The 17,018-nt window shown below is 64.6% G+C and carries 11 protein-coding genes; 10 read left to right on the plus strand and 1 reads right to left on the minus strand.

Annotated elements, in window-relative coordinates:
* Positions 1–199 precede the first annotated feature (199 nt).
* Positions 200–2,797: a DNA topoisomerase (ATP-hydrolyzing) subunit B gene (gyrB, locus tag AC07ZH_RS04245; RefSeq protein WP_495198684.1), complete on the plus strand. Its 2,598-nt coding sequence runs from the start codon at positions 200–202 to the stop codon at positions 2,795–2,797.
* Positions 2,798–2,914: 117 nt separating this feature from the next.
* On the opposite strand, the gene AC07ZH_RS04250 is transcribed toward gyrB, so the two are convergent.
* On the minus strand, positions 2,915–3,781 hold the full coding sequence (locus AC07ZH_RS04250; RefSeq protein WP_495198685.1) for an SDR family oxidoreductase: 867 nt from the start codon (positions 3,779–3,781) through the stop codon (positions 2,915–2,917).
* Positions 3,782–4,334: 553 nt separating this feature from the next.
* On the opposite strand from AC07ZH_RS04250, the gene AC07ZH_RS04255 reads away from it, so the two are divergent.
* The 9 genes from AC07ZH_RS04255 (at position 4,335) to AC07ZH_RS04295 (ending at position 16,988) form a co-directional block, all read left to right on the plus strand.
* Positions 4,335–6,248 (plus strand): ABC transporter ATP-binding protein/permease, encoded by a 1,914-nt coding sequence (locus tag AC07ZH_RS04255; protein ID WP_495198828.1) that lies wholly within the window; start codon positions 4,335–4,337, stop codon positions 6,246–6,248.
* 205 nt (positions 6,249–6,453) lie between these two features.
* Positions 6,454–7,971, plus strand: a complete 1,518-nt coding sequence (locus AC07ZH_RS04260; RefSeq protein WP_495198686.1) for a DUF3375 domain-containing protein — start codon at positions 6,454–6,456, stop codon at positions 7,969–7,971.
* A 76-nt stretch (positions 7,972–8,047) separates the two neighbouring features.
* On the plus strand, positions 8,048–9,280 hold the full coding sequence (locus AC07ZH_RS04265; protein WP_495198687.1) for an AAA family ATPase: 1,233 nt from the start codon (positions 8,048–8,050) through the stop codon (positions 9,278–9,280).
* Positions 9,281–9,282: 2 nt separating this feature from the next.
* On the plus strand, positions 9,283–9,936 hold the full coding sequence (locus tag AC07ZH_RS04270) for a DUF4276 family protein (protein ID WP_495198688.1): 654 nt from the start codon (positions 9,283–9,285) through the stop codon (positions 9,934–9,936).
* Between the two features lie 64 nt (positions 9,937–10,000).
* A complete protein-coding gene (locus AC07ZH_RS04275; RefSeq protein ID WP_495198689.1) occupies positions 10,001–10,765 on the plus strand; it encodes a DUF4194 domain-containing protein in 765 nt (254 codons plus the stop codon).
* A complete protein-coding gene (locus AC07ZH_RS04280) occupies positions 10,762–14,115 on the plus strand; it encodes an ATP-binding protein (protein WP_495198690.1) in 3,354 nt (1,117 codons plus the stop codon). Before AC07ZH_RS04275 ends, AC07ZH_RS04280 begins: the two co-directional genes overlap by 4 nt.
* 51 nt (positions 14,116–14,166) lie before the next feature.
* The gene (locus tag AC07ZH_RS04285) at positions 14,167–15,354 is read left to right on the plus strand and encodes a Wadjet anti-phage system protein JetD domain-containing protein (RefSeq protein WP_495198691.1); all 1,188 of its coding nucleotides are present in this window, start codon (positions 14,167–14,169) and stop codon (positions 15,352–15,354) included.
* 298 nt (positions 15,355–15,652) lie between these two features.
* Positions 15,653–16,324: an amino acid ABC transporter permease gene (locus AC07ZH_RS04290; protein ID WP_495198692.1), complete on the plus strand. Its 672-nt coding sequence runs from the start codon at positions 15,653–15,655 to the stop codon at positions 16,322–16,324.
* A 10-nt stretch (positions 16,325–16,334) separates the two neighbouring features.
* Positions 16,335–16,988, plus strand: a complete 654-nt coding sequence (locus tag AC07ZH_RS04295) for an amino acid ABC transporter permease (RefSeq protein ID WP_495198693.1) — start codon at positions 16,335–16,337, stop codon at positions 16,986–16,988.
* Positions 16,989–17,018 lie beyond the last annotated feature (30 nt).

The following is a 17,018-nucleotide window of genomic DNA, read 5'->3' on the forward strand; positions in this document are numbered from 1 at the left end:
CCTTCTCTCGCAACGCTGCGCGTTGCGGGAAGGGGGACGCCCCCAGTGGCCTGGCGGAGCCAGTTCCACGGTGGCCACTGGCGTGGTGCTTCCTTTTCCAAGGCTGCAGTGGTGCAAGACGCCAAGTGCTTTTACTGCATTTTTTATAGCTACTAACGCTTTACTTATAAGCGCTATAGGCCAATTTGGCTAGAAATTTATGACCGCTGAACACAACCTGCCCGAATCCGACGAACCGCTCACGCCTGTCCAGCGGATCGACGCCCACCAGGTCGGCGCCAGCGAAGGCTATGGCGAAGGCGCCATCACCATCCTGGAAGGCCTGGAAGCGGTGCGCAAGCGCCCCGGCATGTACATCGGCGACACATCCGACGGCACCGGCCTGCACCACCTGGTGTTCGAGGTGGTCGACAACTCCATCGACGAGGCGCTGGCCGGGCATTGCGACGACATCGTCGTCACCATCCACTCGGACAACTCGGTCTCCGTCACCGACAACGGCCGCGGCATTCCCACGGGCGTGAAGATGGACGACAAGCACGAGCCCAAGCGCAGTGCCTCCGAGATCGCGCTGACCGAGCTGCACGCGGGCGGCAAGTTCAACCAGAACAGCTACAAGGTCTCGGGCGGTCTGCACGGCGTGGGCGTGAGCTGTGTGAACGCGCTCTCAAAAATGCTGCGCCTGACGGTACGCCGCGAAGGCAAGGTGCACGTGCTCGAATTCAGCCGCGGCTTTGTGCAAAACCGCCTCATCGAGACCGTGGACGGCGTCGAAGTCTCGCCCATGAAGGTGACCGGCGACACCGACAAGCGTGGCACCGAGGTGCACTTTCTGCCGGACACGGACATCTTCAAGGAAAACAGCGATTTCCATTACGAGATTCTGGCCAAACGCCTGCGCGAGCTCTCGTTCCTGAACAATGGCGTGCGCATCCGCTTGAAAGACGAGCGCACCGGCAAGGAAGACGATTTCTCCGGCGCCGGCGGCGTGCGCGGCTTTGTCGAGTTCATCAACAAGGGCAAGACCGTCCTGCACCCCCATTCCTTCTACGCGGCCGGCGAGCGCCCGGCAGAGACCTACGGCGGCATCCCCGGCACGCACATCGGCGTCGAAGTGGCCATGCAGTGGAACAGCGGCTACAGCGAGCAGGTGCTGTGCTTCACCAACAACATCCCGCAGCGCGACGGCGGCACCCACCTGACCGGCCTGCGCGCCGCGATGACGCGCGTCATCAACAAATACATCGACGAGAACGACTTCGCCAAGAAGGCCAAGGTCGAAGTCACCGGCGACGACATGCGCGAAGGCCTGTGCTGCGTGTTGAGCGTGAAGGTGCCTGAGCCCAAGTTCAGCAGCCAGACCAAGGACAAGCTGGTGTCGAGCGAAGTGCGCGCCCCGGTGGAAGACATTGTCGGCAAGCTGCTCACCGATTACCTGCAGGAGAAGCCCGCGGACGCCAAGATCATTTGCGGCAAGATCATCGAGGCTGCCCGCGCCCGTGAAGCCGCCCGCAAGGCGCGCGACCTGACGCGCCGCAAGGGCGTACTCGACGGCATGGGCCTGCCCGGCAAGCTGGCCGACTGCCAGGAAAAAGACCCGGCGCTGTGCGAGATCTACATCGTCGAGGGCGACTCCGCCGGGGGCTCTGCCAAGCAGGGCCGCGACCGCAAGTTCCAGGCCATCCTGCCGCTGCGCGGCAAGATCTTGAACGTCGAGAAAGCCCGCTACGAAAAGCTGCTGACCAGCAACGAAATCCTCACGCTGATCACCGCGCTCGGCACCGGCATCGGCAAGGCCGGCGGCAGCACCGGCAACGACGACTTCGACGTCGCCAAGCTGCGCTACCACCGCATCATCATCATGACCGACGCCGACGTCGACGGCGCCCACATCCGCACCCTGCTGCTGACCTTCTTCTACCGCCAGATGCCCGAACTGGTCGAGCGCGGCCACATCTACATCGCCCAGCCGCCGCTGTACAAAGTGAAGGCCGGAAAGGACGAGCTGTACCTGAAAGACGCACCCGCGCTGGACACCTTCCTACTGCGCGTGGCGCTGCGCGATGCCAGCGTGACCACCGGTGGCGCCGACCCGCAAACCCTCACCGGCGACACCCTGGCCGAGCTGGCGCAAAAGCACCAGCTGGCCGAAAACGTCATCAACCGCCTGTCCAACTTCATGGACTTCGAAGCCCTGCGGGCGATTGCCGGCGGCGTGCATTTGAACCTCGACACGGTGGAGGCGGCTGAAGCGAGCGCCGTCGCCCTGCAAACCGCTCTGCGCGAGCTCTCCAGCACCGGCATCCCCGCCGAAGTGGCCAGCGAGTTCGACGCCCGCACCGACAAACCCTTGCTGCGCATCAGCCGCCGCCACCACGGCAACGTCAAAAGCAGCGTCATCACGCAAGACTTCGTGCACGGCGCCGACTACGCCGCCCTGGCCACCGCGGCCGACACCTTCCGCGGCCTGCTGGGCGAGGGCGCCAAGGTGCAGCGCGGCGAAGGCGAGCGCCAGAAATCCGAGAAAGCAGGCGACTTCCGCGAAGCCATGGCCTGGCTCATTTCGGAGGCCGAGCGCACCACCAGCCGCCAGCGCTACAAGGGCCTGGGCGAAATGAACCCCGAGCAGCTCTGGGAAACCACCATGGACCCCGAAGTGCGCCGCCTGCTGCGCGTGCAAATCGACGACACCATCGAGGCGGACCGCGTGTTCACCATGCTGATGGGCGACGAAGTGGAGCCGCGGCGGGAGTTCATTGAGACAAATGCGCTGCGGGCGGGGAATATCGACATCTGAGCTATGTTGTCGTGTAGGTTGTCAGAGAAACTGAAATATCTGCCAAGTTGTTGAAATTTCGCTGACATCTCTGAACTGCCCGATAGGTGGCAGGGTCTGCCCACCGTTCCAGAAGCATCAGCGGGCGCTCGCTTCCGTCTCCACCCAGGCTTCACTGCGCTGCCACAACTGGGCCGCCAAAGCCGCATCGAGCGCCAGGGCGCTCGGCGTGCGCGGCCGGCACTTGTCGTAGTACAGGCCAGACGCTGTGGCAAGTTCGGGTGCGGTGGCGCAATGCAAGCTCGTGGCGGCACCTTCCTCAGTAGAGATCATGCCGAGCTTCATCAACGGGCGGATCGGCCACGGCACCGCGCGCCAAACGTCCGAGGCCACCACGCCCGGATGTACCGCGTAGGTGCTCACACCGCTGCCCTGCAGCCGGCGGCCTAACTCGGCGCTGAACAGCACATTGGCAAGCTTGGAATTGCAGTATTCGTCAATGCCGGTGCGGCTGCGTGTGCCTTGGCGCAAGGCCTCCCAGTCCAATCCAGCGGCACGAAAATGCGCCCGGCTCGCCACGGTGACGATGCGCGCCGGTGCCGAGCGCTTGAGGCGTTCGAGCAGCAACTGCGTGAACAGGAAATGGCCCATGTGGTTGACGCCAAAGGCCAGCTCAAACCCTGAGGCAGTCAGCCCGCTCTTCCCCCCGAGGCCGGCGTTGTTGACCAGAATGTGCAGCGGCAGCTCGCGGGCCAGAAAAGCGTGCGCGCAGGCGCGCACCGAGGCGAAATCGGCCAGATCCATCGACAGGGCTTCGACCTGTGGGTTGCCGCTGCCGGAGCGAATCTGCGCCACCGCTGCCGCGCCGGTGGCCGCATTGCGGCAAGTGACGAACAGATGGGCGCCGCGCTCGGCCAGCACACGCGCCGTCACCAGCCCGATCCCGGTGTTGGCCCCGGTCACCAGGGCAACGCAGCCGCGCAGGGGGAGATTCAGAGTTGGCATGGTGGGCGCACAGGCAGCAGGACGATCGTGCCATGGTAATCAGGGGCGCCGGCTGACGAACCCGCTTGCACCAAGGTTGAGACCGAAAATTTTAGGAAAATAAGCCTCTAGCGCTTATTTAGTAAGCGCTGATAGCTATATATTTCATAGTTAATTGATCGTCTGCGCCGTGGACACCCAAGGGCCCGCTGCGCGCCCGGCCTGGCGCAGGCGCAGAGGCGATGGCCCGCGTGCTCACACGGTTGTGACCGCGTCGCCGGCTGCGCTGCGCGGAACCCGGCGATGCTTGCTCTGCTCCAATGCCTCGCCTTGCACCTACCCTAGCGCCCCAGTGCAAGAGCGAAAAGGTTTTTCCCCACGGCGCGTCGTTCGAAATCGCTGTCTCTGACCGCCGCACCGCACATCCCCGCCACCGCATTCTTCGGATTCCCGCATGCCCCCAGCTCCCGCAGACCAACACAATCCCGGCCCAGGTGCTGTTGGGCCTGCCCACAACCGCCGCGATGGCGGCGCCGACCCTTACGGCGAAGGCGAGCCCGACACCCCACCGGGCATGCCCGCCACCGTGGGCGATCTGCGCGGGCGGCTGCGGCTCGCCGACAGCTGGGCGCTGCTCAAACCTTACTGGGTGTCGGAAGACCGCAAGGCGGCGCTCGGGCTCCTGGCCTTCGTGGTGGCGCTGAACCTGGCGGTGGTGGCCATCAATGTGTGGCTCAACAACTGGAACCGCGTGTTCTACAACGCGCTGGAAGCCAAGGATTTCCCGGCCTTCAAGACGGCGCTGGCGCAGTTCTGCGCGATTGCGGCGGCCTTCATCGTGGTGGCGGTGGTCAAGCAGTTCTACACCATGCGGCTGCAGATGCGCTGGCGCACCTGGATGACGAACCGCTTCCTGGCTCGCTGGACGGCACACCAGGCCTACTACCGCATCGAGCAGTCGCGCAGCGCCGACAACCCGGACCAGCGCATCTCGGAAGACATCCGCAGCCTCACCACCGACAGCCTTTCGCTCTCGCTCGGTCTGCTCAATTCGGTGGTGACGCTGCTGTCGTTCATCACCATTCTGTGGACCATTTCGGGCCCGATCAGCTTTGCGCTCGCAGGGCACGCGGTGACGGTTCCCGGCTACATGGTGTGGGTGGCGCTGCTGTATGCGGCGGCCGGCTCGTGGATCACGCACCGCGTGGGCAAGCCGCTGATTGGCCTGTACTTCCAGCAGGAGCAGACCGAAGCCGGTTTTCGTTTCGGCCTGGTGCGCCTGCGCGAGAACGCCGAGGGCGTGGCGCTGTATGGCGGCGAGGGCACGGAAGCGGGCGTGCTCAAAGACCGCTTCACGCTGATTCGCCACAACTGGCACTGGCTGATGGTCTACATGCGGCGGCTGGTGTTTGTGAACTCGGGCTATGGACAGATCGCCATCGTCTTCCCACTGATCGTCGCCGCGCCGCGCTATTTCGCCGGCAAGATCACGCTGGGTGGCCTCATGCAGATCAACTCGGCCTTCGGGCAGGTGCAGGGCGCGCTGTCGTGGTTCGTCGACAGTTATGCCTCGCTGGTCAACTGGCAGGCGTCCTCCAACCGGCTGCTGGATTTGCAGGACGCGATCGAGCGGGCCGAGCGCGACGAAGCCGCGCGCGATGGCGCCAACGGCATCGTGGTCACACAAGGCGGCGCTGCGGCGCCACCGCAAAGCGGCAGCGCGCCGCTGGCGCTGCTGGCGCAGGGCCTGGTGCTGGCCACGCCCGGCGAGCTGCTGCCGCCAGGATCGCCCGCGCTGGGCGATGACACGACCGCCGGCCACGGCCAGATCCTCACCACGCCGTTTGACCTGCGAGTCAACGCGGGCGAGCGCTGGTTGGTGTCGGGCCCGTCGGGCAGCGGCAAAAGCGTGCTGTTCCGCGCCCTCTCGGGCATCTGGCCGTATGGCCGCGGGCATGTGCAGCACCCTGCCGGTGCGCGCTTGCTGTTCCTGCCGCAAAAGAGCTATCTGCCGTCGGGCACGCTGGCCGACGCCCTGTGCTACCCGGCCCACGGCCACACGCAAGACGCCGCCGCGCTGCGGGGCGTGCTGGTGGCCTGCCGCCTGGGCGCCCTGGTGGAGCGGCTGGAGACGGCCGACAACTGGTCGCTGCGGCTCTCGCCCGGCGAGCAGCAGCGCCTGGCGTTTGGCCGCGCCTTGCTGCAGCAGCCCGATTTTCTGTTTCTCGACGAAGCCACCTCGGCGTTGGACGAAGAAACCGAAGCCGCGATGTACGCCCTGTTGGTGGAGCGCCTGCCCCATGCCGCCATCGTCAGCATCGCCCACCGCAGCACGGTGGCGCGCTGGCATGGGCACCATTTGCGCTACGAGCGGGCGGAAGCGGTACGAGGCGCCGAAAGGGCAACCCTGGACACCGCCACGGCATCGCACAAGGCTGCCGAGCCATGGGCCGCGCAGTTGATGCGCCCGGTGGTAGTGGCCGGGTAGGCCGGCACACTTCGAACCGAGGCGCCCGGAACATCGCATACCGGACGAACGCAGGCTCACGTTTATCTGACCCCTACCATGCCAGTCGTCACACGCCACGGCACCAAGAGCAGTCCTAGGGCGTGCGCCCCAAGGATGTGGAGAATGCCAGGTGAATCCGGGACGGGGCCTTTGTTTGCGCCCGGCCTGAAATCCCGCTCGCCCTATGCCCAGCCTCAACCAGCAGCGCACGCACAAATACATTGCAGCCCGCCAGCAACACCCCGCCTGGCTGCTGCTGGCGTCGCGGCGCGCGCCCTTGATGCTCAGCTGCCTGGAGGCCCTATTCGAGCACCAGCGCGAAGGCGTGCCGTTTGACCATGCGGTGCAGGCACTGGCCGACATGCTGGCGGCACATGCCAACCAGCCTGATTTCGAGATCGACATGGCAGACACCCTCGCCCAGGCACGGCGTGAGCTGCGCGACTGGATTCGCCGCGCGCTGGTGACCGAGCGCGAAGGCCGCATTCACGAAACCGATGCCCTTAAAACCGCCCTGCGCTTCGTAGCGCAGCTCGATCACCGTTTGATGACCTCCACCGCCTCGCGCTTGGCCGTGGTGCAGCGCGAGATCGACAACCTGGCGACGGCATTGGACCCTAACCCACACAGCCGCGCAGCGCAGATTGAGCGGCGCATCGAGGACTTACAGCAGCAGCTCGATGAGGTGCGCACCGGTCGCCTACCGCTGCTGAGCGAAGCGCAAGCGGTGGAGGGCATCCGCGAGGTGTATGCGCTCGCCACCAGCCTGCGCGCCGATTTTCGGCGTGTGGAAGATTCGTGGCGCGAGGCCGACCGCACGCTGCGCCAGGCCATCCTCGGCGCGCAGCAGCACCGCGGCGCGGTGGTGGACCAATTGCTCGACGGCCACGCCAGCCTGCTCAGCACGCAGGAGGGTCGCGTGTTCGAGAGCTTTCAGCAGCAGCTCGACCACCAAAGCGAGCTGGCCGACATGCGCGCGCGCATCCGGGGCATCCTGGGCCACCCGGCATCCACGCGGGCGCTGGACGATTTGCAGCACAGCACGCTGCGCCTGCTGGTGCAGCAACTCATCAAGGAAGCCAAAGTGGTTCAGGGCGTGCGCGCCCGCAGCGAGCGCGAGGTGAGCCAGTTCATGAAAACCGGTCAGGCGGCCGAGAACCAGCGTGTCGGCCAGTTGCTCAACGACATCCTGCAGCAAGCGCTGGACATCGATTGGCAGCGCCAGGCCGTGCGCCGCCAACCCGCACCGCTGCCCCCGCTGGGGGTGGCGCTGTCGGGCCTGCCGCTGATTGAGCGGCTGCGCATCAAATCGCTCGATGGCGGCGGGCAGGACGCCGAATTGCTGCTGACCACGCACTATGCCGATCTGAACCAGGTCGAAGACGAGTTCTGGCAGGCCTTTGAAGGACTGGACCGCCAAGCCTTGCTGCAACAAACCCTGGCCGTGCTGGAAGAAAGCGGCCAGCCCATGACGCTGGCCGCCCTGGCCGAGGCGCTGCCACCGGGCGCGCACGATCTGGAAGTGCTGACGCTGTGGCTGTCCGTGGCGCGTGAGGCCGATGTTGCATGGGACACAAGCGAAGCACAGGAAACGATCATCACCACCGATTCAGAGCAAGACCCCATTCGGCACTGGCGCTTTGGCGTGCCGCGGGTGGCGCTGGATGCTGCGGCGGTGCGGGGTGTGGGCGCAGAGTGGTAATGTGAAAGCATGCTTGGAAATAAAGTTGTAATAGTCATCAAGGCGTAGGCATGGCAGACACGAAAAAAGGTTTGAAATGGCACAAATAGAGGGTTTTCGGGTCCGCAATTACCGGGCGTTGCGCGATATCACCCTGGGAAAGCTCTCAGCCGACCAAAAGGGCGACCCGCTGACGCCATTCACTGTGGTCATTGGAAAAAACGGCGTCGGTAAAAGCACCCTGTTCGATGCCTTTGGCTTTGTGGCTGATTGCATGAACACCGACGTAGAGACCGCCTGTGATAGCAAGCTGCGCGGAGGCTTCGAGCGCATGCGCTCTCTGGGGGTTGAAGAGCCAATCCGCTTCGATATCTACTACCGCGAAGCACCGGGTGAGCGCCCCATTACCTATGAGTTGGCCATCAACATCGACAACAGCGGTCGGCCTTTCGTCGAATCAGAAGTACTGAAGCAGCGCCGCAAAGGCCAAAAACATGGCAGGCCTTATCCGTTCTTGCGTCTGCACCATGGTGTCGGCAAGGTGTGGGTTGGCGAGGAGGCCGTCGAGGCGGCGAGCGGCGAGGAAGACAGGGCCCAGGAAGATGTCGAACTGACCGACCTGCGCCAATTGGGTATTGCTACGCTGGGCACGCTTAAAGAGCATCCCCGCATCAAGCGCTTTCGGGATTTCTTGAAAGGCTGGTACCTCTCCTACTTTCACCCGGATGCCGCACGCACCATCCAGCCAGCGGGAGCGCAGCGCCATCTGAACATCCATGGCGACAACCTCAGCAACGTCGTGCAGTACATGGAGCGCGAGCACAAGGCACGCTTTCAGACCATTCTGGATCGCATCGCGACCAAGATTCCGGGCGTACAGAGCATCAATACCAAGGTGACAGACGACAAGCGGGTGCTGCTTCGTTTTAACGACGGAGCGTTCACCGACCCTTTCTACGCCTCGCAAATGTCTGACGGCACGCTGAAGATTTTTGCCTATTTGCTCTTGATGGAAGATCCCGATCCACCCCCTTTCATCTGCATCGAAGAACCCGAGAACGGGCTCTACCACCGCCTGCTCGAATCCCTGGCAAGTGAGCTGCGCAGCCACGCGACAGGCAAGAAGAATGACTCACAAATCTTCGTGACTACGCACCAACCATATTTTGTGGACGCCCTATCGCCCAATGAAGTCTGGATTCTGGAGAAAGGCAGCGACGGTTTTTCAACCGTGCGCCGTGCTTCCGACATTGAACTGGTGCGAAATCTCGTGGCGGAGGGCCTCCCCTTGGGTGGGCTCTGGTACAGCGACTACCTGGACGCGAGGTAGGCATGCACATCGAGGTATTGGTGGAGGACAGTTCCGGCGCCGCTTTGATCGAAACCCTGCTGCCTCTGGTGATTGGCCCGGAAGGTGCACCACACACTTGGCGCGTTCTGTCGTACAAAGGCATTGGCCGCATACCCAAAGGGCTGACCACTAAGGCGGACCCCGCCAAACGGGCGCTGTTAGATCAACTGCCGCGCTTGCTCGCCGGATATGGCAAAACTCCTGGTTATGAAACCGTGGTTGTGGTGTTAGACAGCGATAGGCGCAACTGCAAGGAATTCCTCGCCGAACTCAATACCGTACTGAAGGAGTGCGCGCCAGCCCCCAGAACGCTTTTCCGTTTGGCCGTAGAGGAGATGGAAGCCTGGCTTCTGGGCGATCGCCAGGCGCTGCTAACCGGGTATCCCAAGGCGAAGAGGGATGTACTGGCGCGCTACACGCAAGACAGCGTCTGCGGTACTTGGGAGTTGCTTGCCGATGCTATCCACCCTGGGGGCCACGCGGCCATTCAGAAGGCGGGCTGGCCCCTCCCCGGCCAGATGAAACACGAATGGGCCAAGAAAATCAGTCCGCACATGGATATCGAAACCAATACGTCGCCAAGCTTTGGAAAATTTCGTGACGGGCTTCGTCGAATAGTGGCCTACGTGGATTGAACTCCAGCCACACAACATTTCCACAAAGCAAACGCGTATTGCTCGCAGTTCTATCCAATCCACCATGCCGCCCCAAACCCCTTCCCCTGACATCTTCGACCAATGGGCCAGCACCGCCCCGGTTGCTGATGCGGACGCAGGCGCAGGCGCAGGCGACCCCCAGAATGCAGCACCCGCTGCAGACAACAGTGCTCCACTTGCCACACCCATCACCCCCGTAGCCCTGCGCCGCGCCGTGCAGGAGCTGCTCAAAAATGGCGTATTGGAACAAGCCGCCAAACCCCAGCTATTCCGCCAGATTACCAGTGACACCGCACGCGTCAACGCGCAGCTTGAACCTCTGGACTTGCAGGTTCGCGTGGACGACGTGCGCGGGTTGGCCTTTGTGGCCATTGCGCAGGCCTACCAGCCGGACGGCGAGGAGGGTGACGACAGCGACGAATGGACGCACCCGCTGGTGCGCCGCCTGCGCCTGACGCTGGAGCAGTCGCTGCTGCTGGCGATCTTGCGGCGCGAATTCTTGCAGCGCGAACAAGAGGGCGGCCTGGGCGTGCCGGTGCGCCTAGCGGTGGACAGCCTGCTGCCGCAACTCAACATCTACCTGGGCAGCACCGGCAGCGACATGCAGGAGCGCAAGCGCCTGGCGACGCTGCTCGAGAGCCTGCGCGGGCACGGCGTGGTGTCCGAAGTCGATACGCAGGAGAGCATCACCCTGCGGCCCATGATCGTGCACCTGGCCAACCCACAAAACCTGCAAGCGCTGCTGCAACACCTGCGCGCGCTGGCGGCCATGCCCGCCGCCCATGAACCGCAGGAAAGCCCGGAATGACCGCCCCCGCGAGACCGGCCCACAGCTACCACCTGCACGAGCTGCATCTGTACAACTGGGGCGCATTTGCGGGCCGCCACCAGGCCAGCATTGATGCGGCCAACACCGCCATCATCGGCCCCACGGGCAGCGGCAAGACCACGCTCATCGACGCGCTGATGACGCTGTTGTGCCAAAACCCGCGCTACAACCTGGCCTCCACCGGCGGGCACGAAAGCGACCGCGACCTTGTCTCCTACGTACGCGGCGCCAGCGGCCCTGGCCATGCGGGGGACGACAGCAACCACCTGGCCCGCACCGGGCGCACGGTGACCGCCATTGCGGCGCGCCTGGTGCGGGGAGACGCGCGCGAGGGGAGCGAAGCGCCAGTCGACACGGTACTGATCGGCGCCCTCTTCTGGTTCGATGGCAGCAGCTCGTCCGTCAGCGACATGGGGCGGCGCTGGTGCTTTGCGCAGGGTGCGGGGCACAACCTGGACCTGTGGCTCGAAGAACACCACAGCGGCGGCGCACGCGCCCTGGGGCGGATGGAGAAGCACACCGATGGGTTGCAAATATTTAACAGCAAGACCGCCTACCTGGCGCGGCTGCAGCGTTTTTTCGAGGTCGGCCCGAACGCCTTCACGCTGCTCAATCGCGCAGCGGGCCTCAAACAGCTCAACAGCATCGACGAGATTTTTCGTGAACTGGTGCTCGACGACCAGTCTGCATTCGACGACGCGCTGAAGGTCGCCGCCAGCTTTGACGAACTCGCCGCCATCCACACCGAGCTGGAACTCGCCAACGCCCAATACCTGGCCCTGCTGCCGCTGCGTGACATGGCGCGCCACGACCAAAAGGCGCAGCAACGGCTGGAAGATTTGCGTTCCCTGCAGGCCGCCTTGCCCCACTGGTTTGCCAGCGAGGGCTTGCGCCTGTGGCAGCAGCGCAGCGCCGGTCTGCAAGCGCAACTTTTGCAGCAGCAGGCCGGGATAGACGCAACACACACCGCGGTGGGCAACGCCCGCGCCGACGAGCAACTGCGCCTGGCGGACTACCTGCAAACCGGCGGTAGCAACATCGAACTTCTGCAAGGCAGCATCGCCAGCCAGCAACAGGTGCTGGGTCAACGCCAGGCGGCGCTGGCCGACTACCAAAAGCTGGCGCGCAACCTGGCACTCGCATGGCCCGCAGACGCTGCGCCCAGCGCCGCGCTGCTGGCCACGCACCAGCACCAGGCGGGCGAGGCGCTGCAGCAGCTTGAGGCAGCGCAGGTGGAACATACCAAGGCAGCCGAAGCCGCCGTCGTGCGCGAGGGCAATGCCCAGGCCGAGTTGGAGCACCTGCAAGCCGAACACAAGGCGGTCCTGCAGCGGCCCGGTTCCAACCTGCCGCCCGCGTTCCAGCCGTTTCGCGCGGCCTTGGCCGACGCCTTGCAGCTTGCGCCCGAGGCGCTGCCCTTTGTCGCCGAACTGGTCGAAGTGCACAAAGACCAGCAGGCCTGGCGCGGTGCCATCGAGCGCGCCCTGGGCAGCCAGCGCCTGCGGATCCTGGTGCCGCCCGGCGCCATGCACGATGCGCTGGAGTGGGTGAATCAGCGCCACAACCACCTGCACGTGCGCTTGCTGGAGGCACAGGACGCGCCCGCCACCGCCTTCTGGAGCGATGGTTTTTGCCAAAAGCTGACCCTCAAGCCGCACGCGCACCAGAGCGCGTTGAAGAAGCTGCTTGCCGAGCTCGACCGCCACTGCGTGGACAGCGCCGAGGCCTTGCGGCTCACTCCCCATGCCATGACGCAGCAGGGGCTGATGTCGGGCCGCGCGCTGCACTTTGACAAACAGGACCAAAAGCGCCTCGACCAGGACTGGATGACCGGCTTTGACAACCGCGACCGGCTGGCCCAATTGGCGCAGCACATCGCGCAGGCGCAGACGCAATGGCAGGCGTGTGACGAAGACAAGCGGACCGCCTTGCGCACTGCGGCCGAGGCAGCGAGCCAGCACCAGTTGTGGCAGCACCTGCAAGCCCTGCGTTTCGATGCGCTCGACGTAACCGACACCCAGCGCCAGTTGCAGCGCCTGCAGGGCCAGCTTGACGTACTGCTCAGCCCGCAATCGGACACCGCCCAGGCCAAGACCCGCTGGGAGCAGGCGCAAAAACTTCGCGAGCAGGCCGAAGACCGGTTGCGCACGCTGGAGCTTGCGCACGCCGGTTTGCAGGCCGAGCAGCGCAGCGCCGAAAGCAAACAGGCCGACTGCGCCGCCCGGATGGTAGAGCAGTCGGCCCATGTGACCGCGCTGGACGAGCGTCTCACCCGCCTGCTCCCCAGCGGACTGCCCAGCTTGGCCTGCGACCAGCTCGACGCCCAGGAGCGCAGGACGGTTGATGCGCTGCGCGAGCAGCTCGACAAACACCAGCGCCAACTGGCCGAGCTGCAAAAAGACCTCATCCGCCAGATGGGCCGCGCCCGCCAGCAAGACCGCGGCGCGCTGACGGACCACACCGAAGACCTGGCCGCCCTGCCGCACTACCTGGAACGCCTGCGCGTGCTCGAAGAAGAAGCCCTGCCCGAGAAGCGCCTGCGCTTTCAGGACTACCTCAACACCGCCTCCGAGCAGGGCGTGAACACCCTGCTCAACGGCATCGAGGCCCAGGTGGCCGAAATCACCGAGCGCATCGACGCACTCAACCAAACGCTCGCGCGGGTGGACTTTCAGCCCGGCCACGCCCTGCAGTTGGCGCCGCAACCCGTAGTACACCAAAGCCTGCAAACCCTCCACAAAGCCATGGCGCAACTGCGCATCGAGCGCCTGCGGGACGACGGCGGCCAGGGCCACTACCAGGCGCTGCGCGCCATGGTCGAGCTGCTGCGAGAACACGCCACCAACCGCCGCACCAAAGCCGCGCAGGCCCTGCTGGACGCGCGCTACCGCCTACAATTTGCCGTGCATGTGGTGGACCGCGCCAGCGGCCAGATTCTGGAGCGCCGCACCGGCTCACAGGGCGGCAGCGGGGGCGAGAAGGAAATCATCGCCAGCTACGTGCTCACCGCCTCGCTCAGCTACGCGCTGTGCCCGCCGGGGCGCAGCCGTCCGCTGTTTGGCAGCATCGTGCTCGACGAAGCCTTCTCCAAAAGCTCGGCCGCCGTGGCGGCCCGCATCATCCAGGCGCTGCACGAATTCGGCCTGCACGCGCTGTTTGTCACCCCCAACAAGGAGCTGCGCCTGCTGCGCACCCACACCCGATCGGCCGTGCTGGTGCACCGGCGCGGGCGCCAGGCCAGCCTGGCATGCCTGAGCTGGGAGGAACTTGGCGAGAAGCTGGAGGCGCGCAATCACCGACGGAAAATTTTGAGTGAAATAGGCCTTTAGCGCTTATCCGGTAAGCGCTACCAGCTCTATTTTCAATAGTATTTACTCGCTATGAGATCCCCGCAGCAACTCGCCCAACAGCTCGCCCGCCAATGGCAGCGCAGCGACTGGCGCGAGGCGCAGTTGCTACCCAACCCTGCCGCGTGGCCGCTGCAGCTGGCGATTGGCATACCCAACGCCCAGAGCTTTCGCGGTGCAGGCCCGGCACTGCGCCAGCACCTGCAGGCATGGAAGGCCGTCACCGACCACGGCCCCGGCAACGTGCAATGGGCGCCGCGCAGCTACCGGGGCGGCGCTGCGCCGTTGGACGTGCCCCTGCACTGGACCCTGCCGCGCCCGTCAGACGCCATCGCCGCCATCGCCCGCTTTGCCGGGCCCGGCCACGCCGGTATTGCCGCCGACTACCAGGCACTCGCCACCGTGCTGGCTCAGGTCGATGCGTCCTTTCACCGCCTGCTGCTTCGCCGGCTTACGCTGTGGCGGCACCTCCCGACTGCGCAGGTCGTCACCGCCACCCGCGTGGCCCAGCAACTGACACCGGGCTGCGCCGCCGGCAAACCGCTGAGAGTATTGGCCGTAGCTGGGAACGACAGCAAATTCTTCGAGCGCCACGACAGCCTGCTCAAGGCGCTGCTGGACGAGCGTTTTGGCGGGGAAGCCAGCCGCCAGGGGCTGACCGCCTTCCTGGGCGCCAGCCCCGAGGGTGAGCACTGGGTGCTGGTGGCACCGCTGGCGGGCGGCCTGCTGCCGTTTCGCCGCCAGCGCGTGACCACCACCGAGCTGCACAGCACCGCCTTGCCCGCTGACCGCATCCTGCTGGTGGAAAACGAGCGCAGCCTGCACCAATTGCCCCTGCCGCTGCCAGGCACCATCGCCATTCTGGGCAGTGGGCTGAACCTGGCCTGGCTGGCCGCCCCCTGGCTGCAAGAATGCAACGTGGCGTATTGGGGCGACCTGGACACCTGGGGCCTGGCCATGCCAGCCACTGCGCGCCACCACCTGCCGCAGCTGCAGGTACTGTTGATGGACCGCACCACGTTCGATGCTCACGCGCACCTGGCGGTGACCGAACCCGTGCCTTGCGACACCCTGCCGTTCGAGGCGCTGCACCCACAAGAGACCTCGCTGGTACAGCACCTGCGGGGCCTTGCACGGGGGCGGCTGGAGCAGGAGTTTGTGCCTGCAGACGAGGTGGCTTTTGCAGTCTCGCGCTGGGCGGAGCGGTGCGCAGGCGACTGATCCGCCAGACGGTAATCGCGCGCAAACGCGGCGTGACTTGGTTTGGGGGGCAAGCCCTGCGGGGGTTGCGCCGTCGCGTTTAGCCTGTCGATGGGCTTCGACAAACTGTCGCTCAAAAAGGGCGATGAGGACTCTACGGAGGCATTGACAAACCGTCTCCCACTTCGCCACGGGTAAGGACAAGAGCGCCACCTTTTCGCTGCCAATGGGCGCACATTGAGCCCTTGCGGGTTTTTCCTTATATTTTTATGAAACCGGTTTCATAGAATCTAGCCAAGCCCCCAAAACAGCTACCTGCGTGAACTACCAATTTCAGTTTGACACCGTCTTCGCCGCCTGGCCTTTGCTGCTCAAGGGCACATGGATCACCGTGCAGTTGTCGCTCACCGCGACGGTGCTTGGCTTGTTGGTCGCCATCGCCTGCGCGTGGGGCAAGACCTCCGGACCCACCTGGCTGCGTTTTGTGGTCGGTGCCTATGTCGAGGTGATTCGCAACACGCCGTTCCTGGTGCAGCTTTTCTTCTTTTTCTTCGCACTCCCGTCCATCGGCCTGCGTTGGTCGCCCTACACCGCCGCACTCACAGCCATGGTGGTGAACCTGGGGGCCTATGCGGCTGAAATCGTGCGCGCCGGCATTGAGTCGATTCCCAAAGGGCAGATCGAGGCAGCCAAGGCGCTCAACCTCAAGCCCGCGCAGATCTTTCGTTTCGTCATTCTCAAGCCGGCGTTCAAGGCCATCTTTCCGGCGCTGACCAGCCAGTTCATTCTGCTGATGCTGAGCTCGGCCGTGGTCTCGGTGATTTCGGCAGATGACCTCACCTCGGTGGCGGCCAACCTGCAATCGCAGACCTTCCGCAGTTTCGAGATCTACATCGTGGTGGCGGGCATTTATCTTGTCCTGGCCATGTCGTTCTCGGCGTTGTTCAAGCTGATCTACCAGCGCACGCTCAACTATCCCGACCGCCGCTGAGGCCACTGCCATGCGTACTTTCGGATTTCCCGAGTTCTGGTTCATCGTGCAGGCTGCGCAGTGGACGCTGGCGCTCTCCGCCATTGCCTTCGTAGGCGGCTCGATCCTGGGGCTGATCGTGGCGCTGTCGCGCACGTCTGAGAGTCGCGCCGCCCGCCTTGCGGCAACGCTTTTCATCCAGGTATTCCAGGGCACGCCGCTGCTTCTGCAGTTGTTCCTGATCTTTTTCGGCGCACCGGTGTTTGGGCTGGACATCAACCCCTGGGTGGCCGCCGGCGCTGCGCTGGTACTCAACAGCGCCGCGTTCCTGGGCGAGATCTGGCGCGGCTGCATCGAGGCGGTGGCCCGTGGGCAATGGGAAGCTGCGCACGCGCTGAACCTGGGCTATGTCGACCGCATGCGTTTCGTGGTGCTGCCGCAGGCCTTCAAGATCGCGCTGCCGCCCACGGTGGGCTATGTGGTGCAGATCATCAAGGGCACCTCCCTGGCCGCCATCATCGGGTTCACCGAGATCACGCGCGCCGGCCAGATCATCAACAACGCCACCTTTGAGCCGCTGCGCGTATTCGCCACCGTGGCAGCGCTGTACTTCGCCATTTGCTGGCCGCTGTCGCTGATGGCAGCGCGCATGGAGCGCCAGCGCGCCAAAGCACTGACCCGTTAAGCGCCTAACCATCAGCGCACAACGGTCCTT

Source organism: Simplicispira sp. GW247-4R2A (assembly GCF_059424465.1).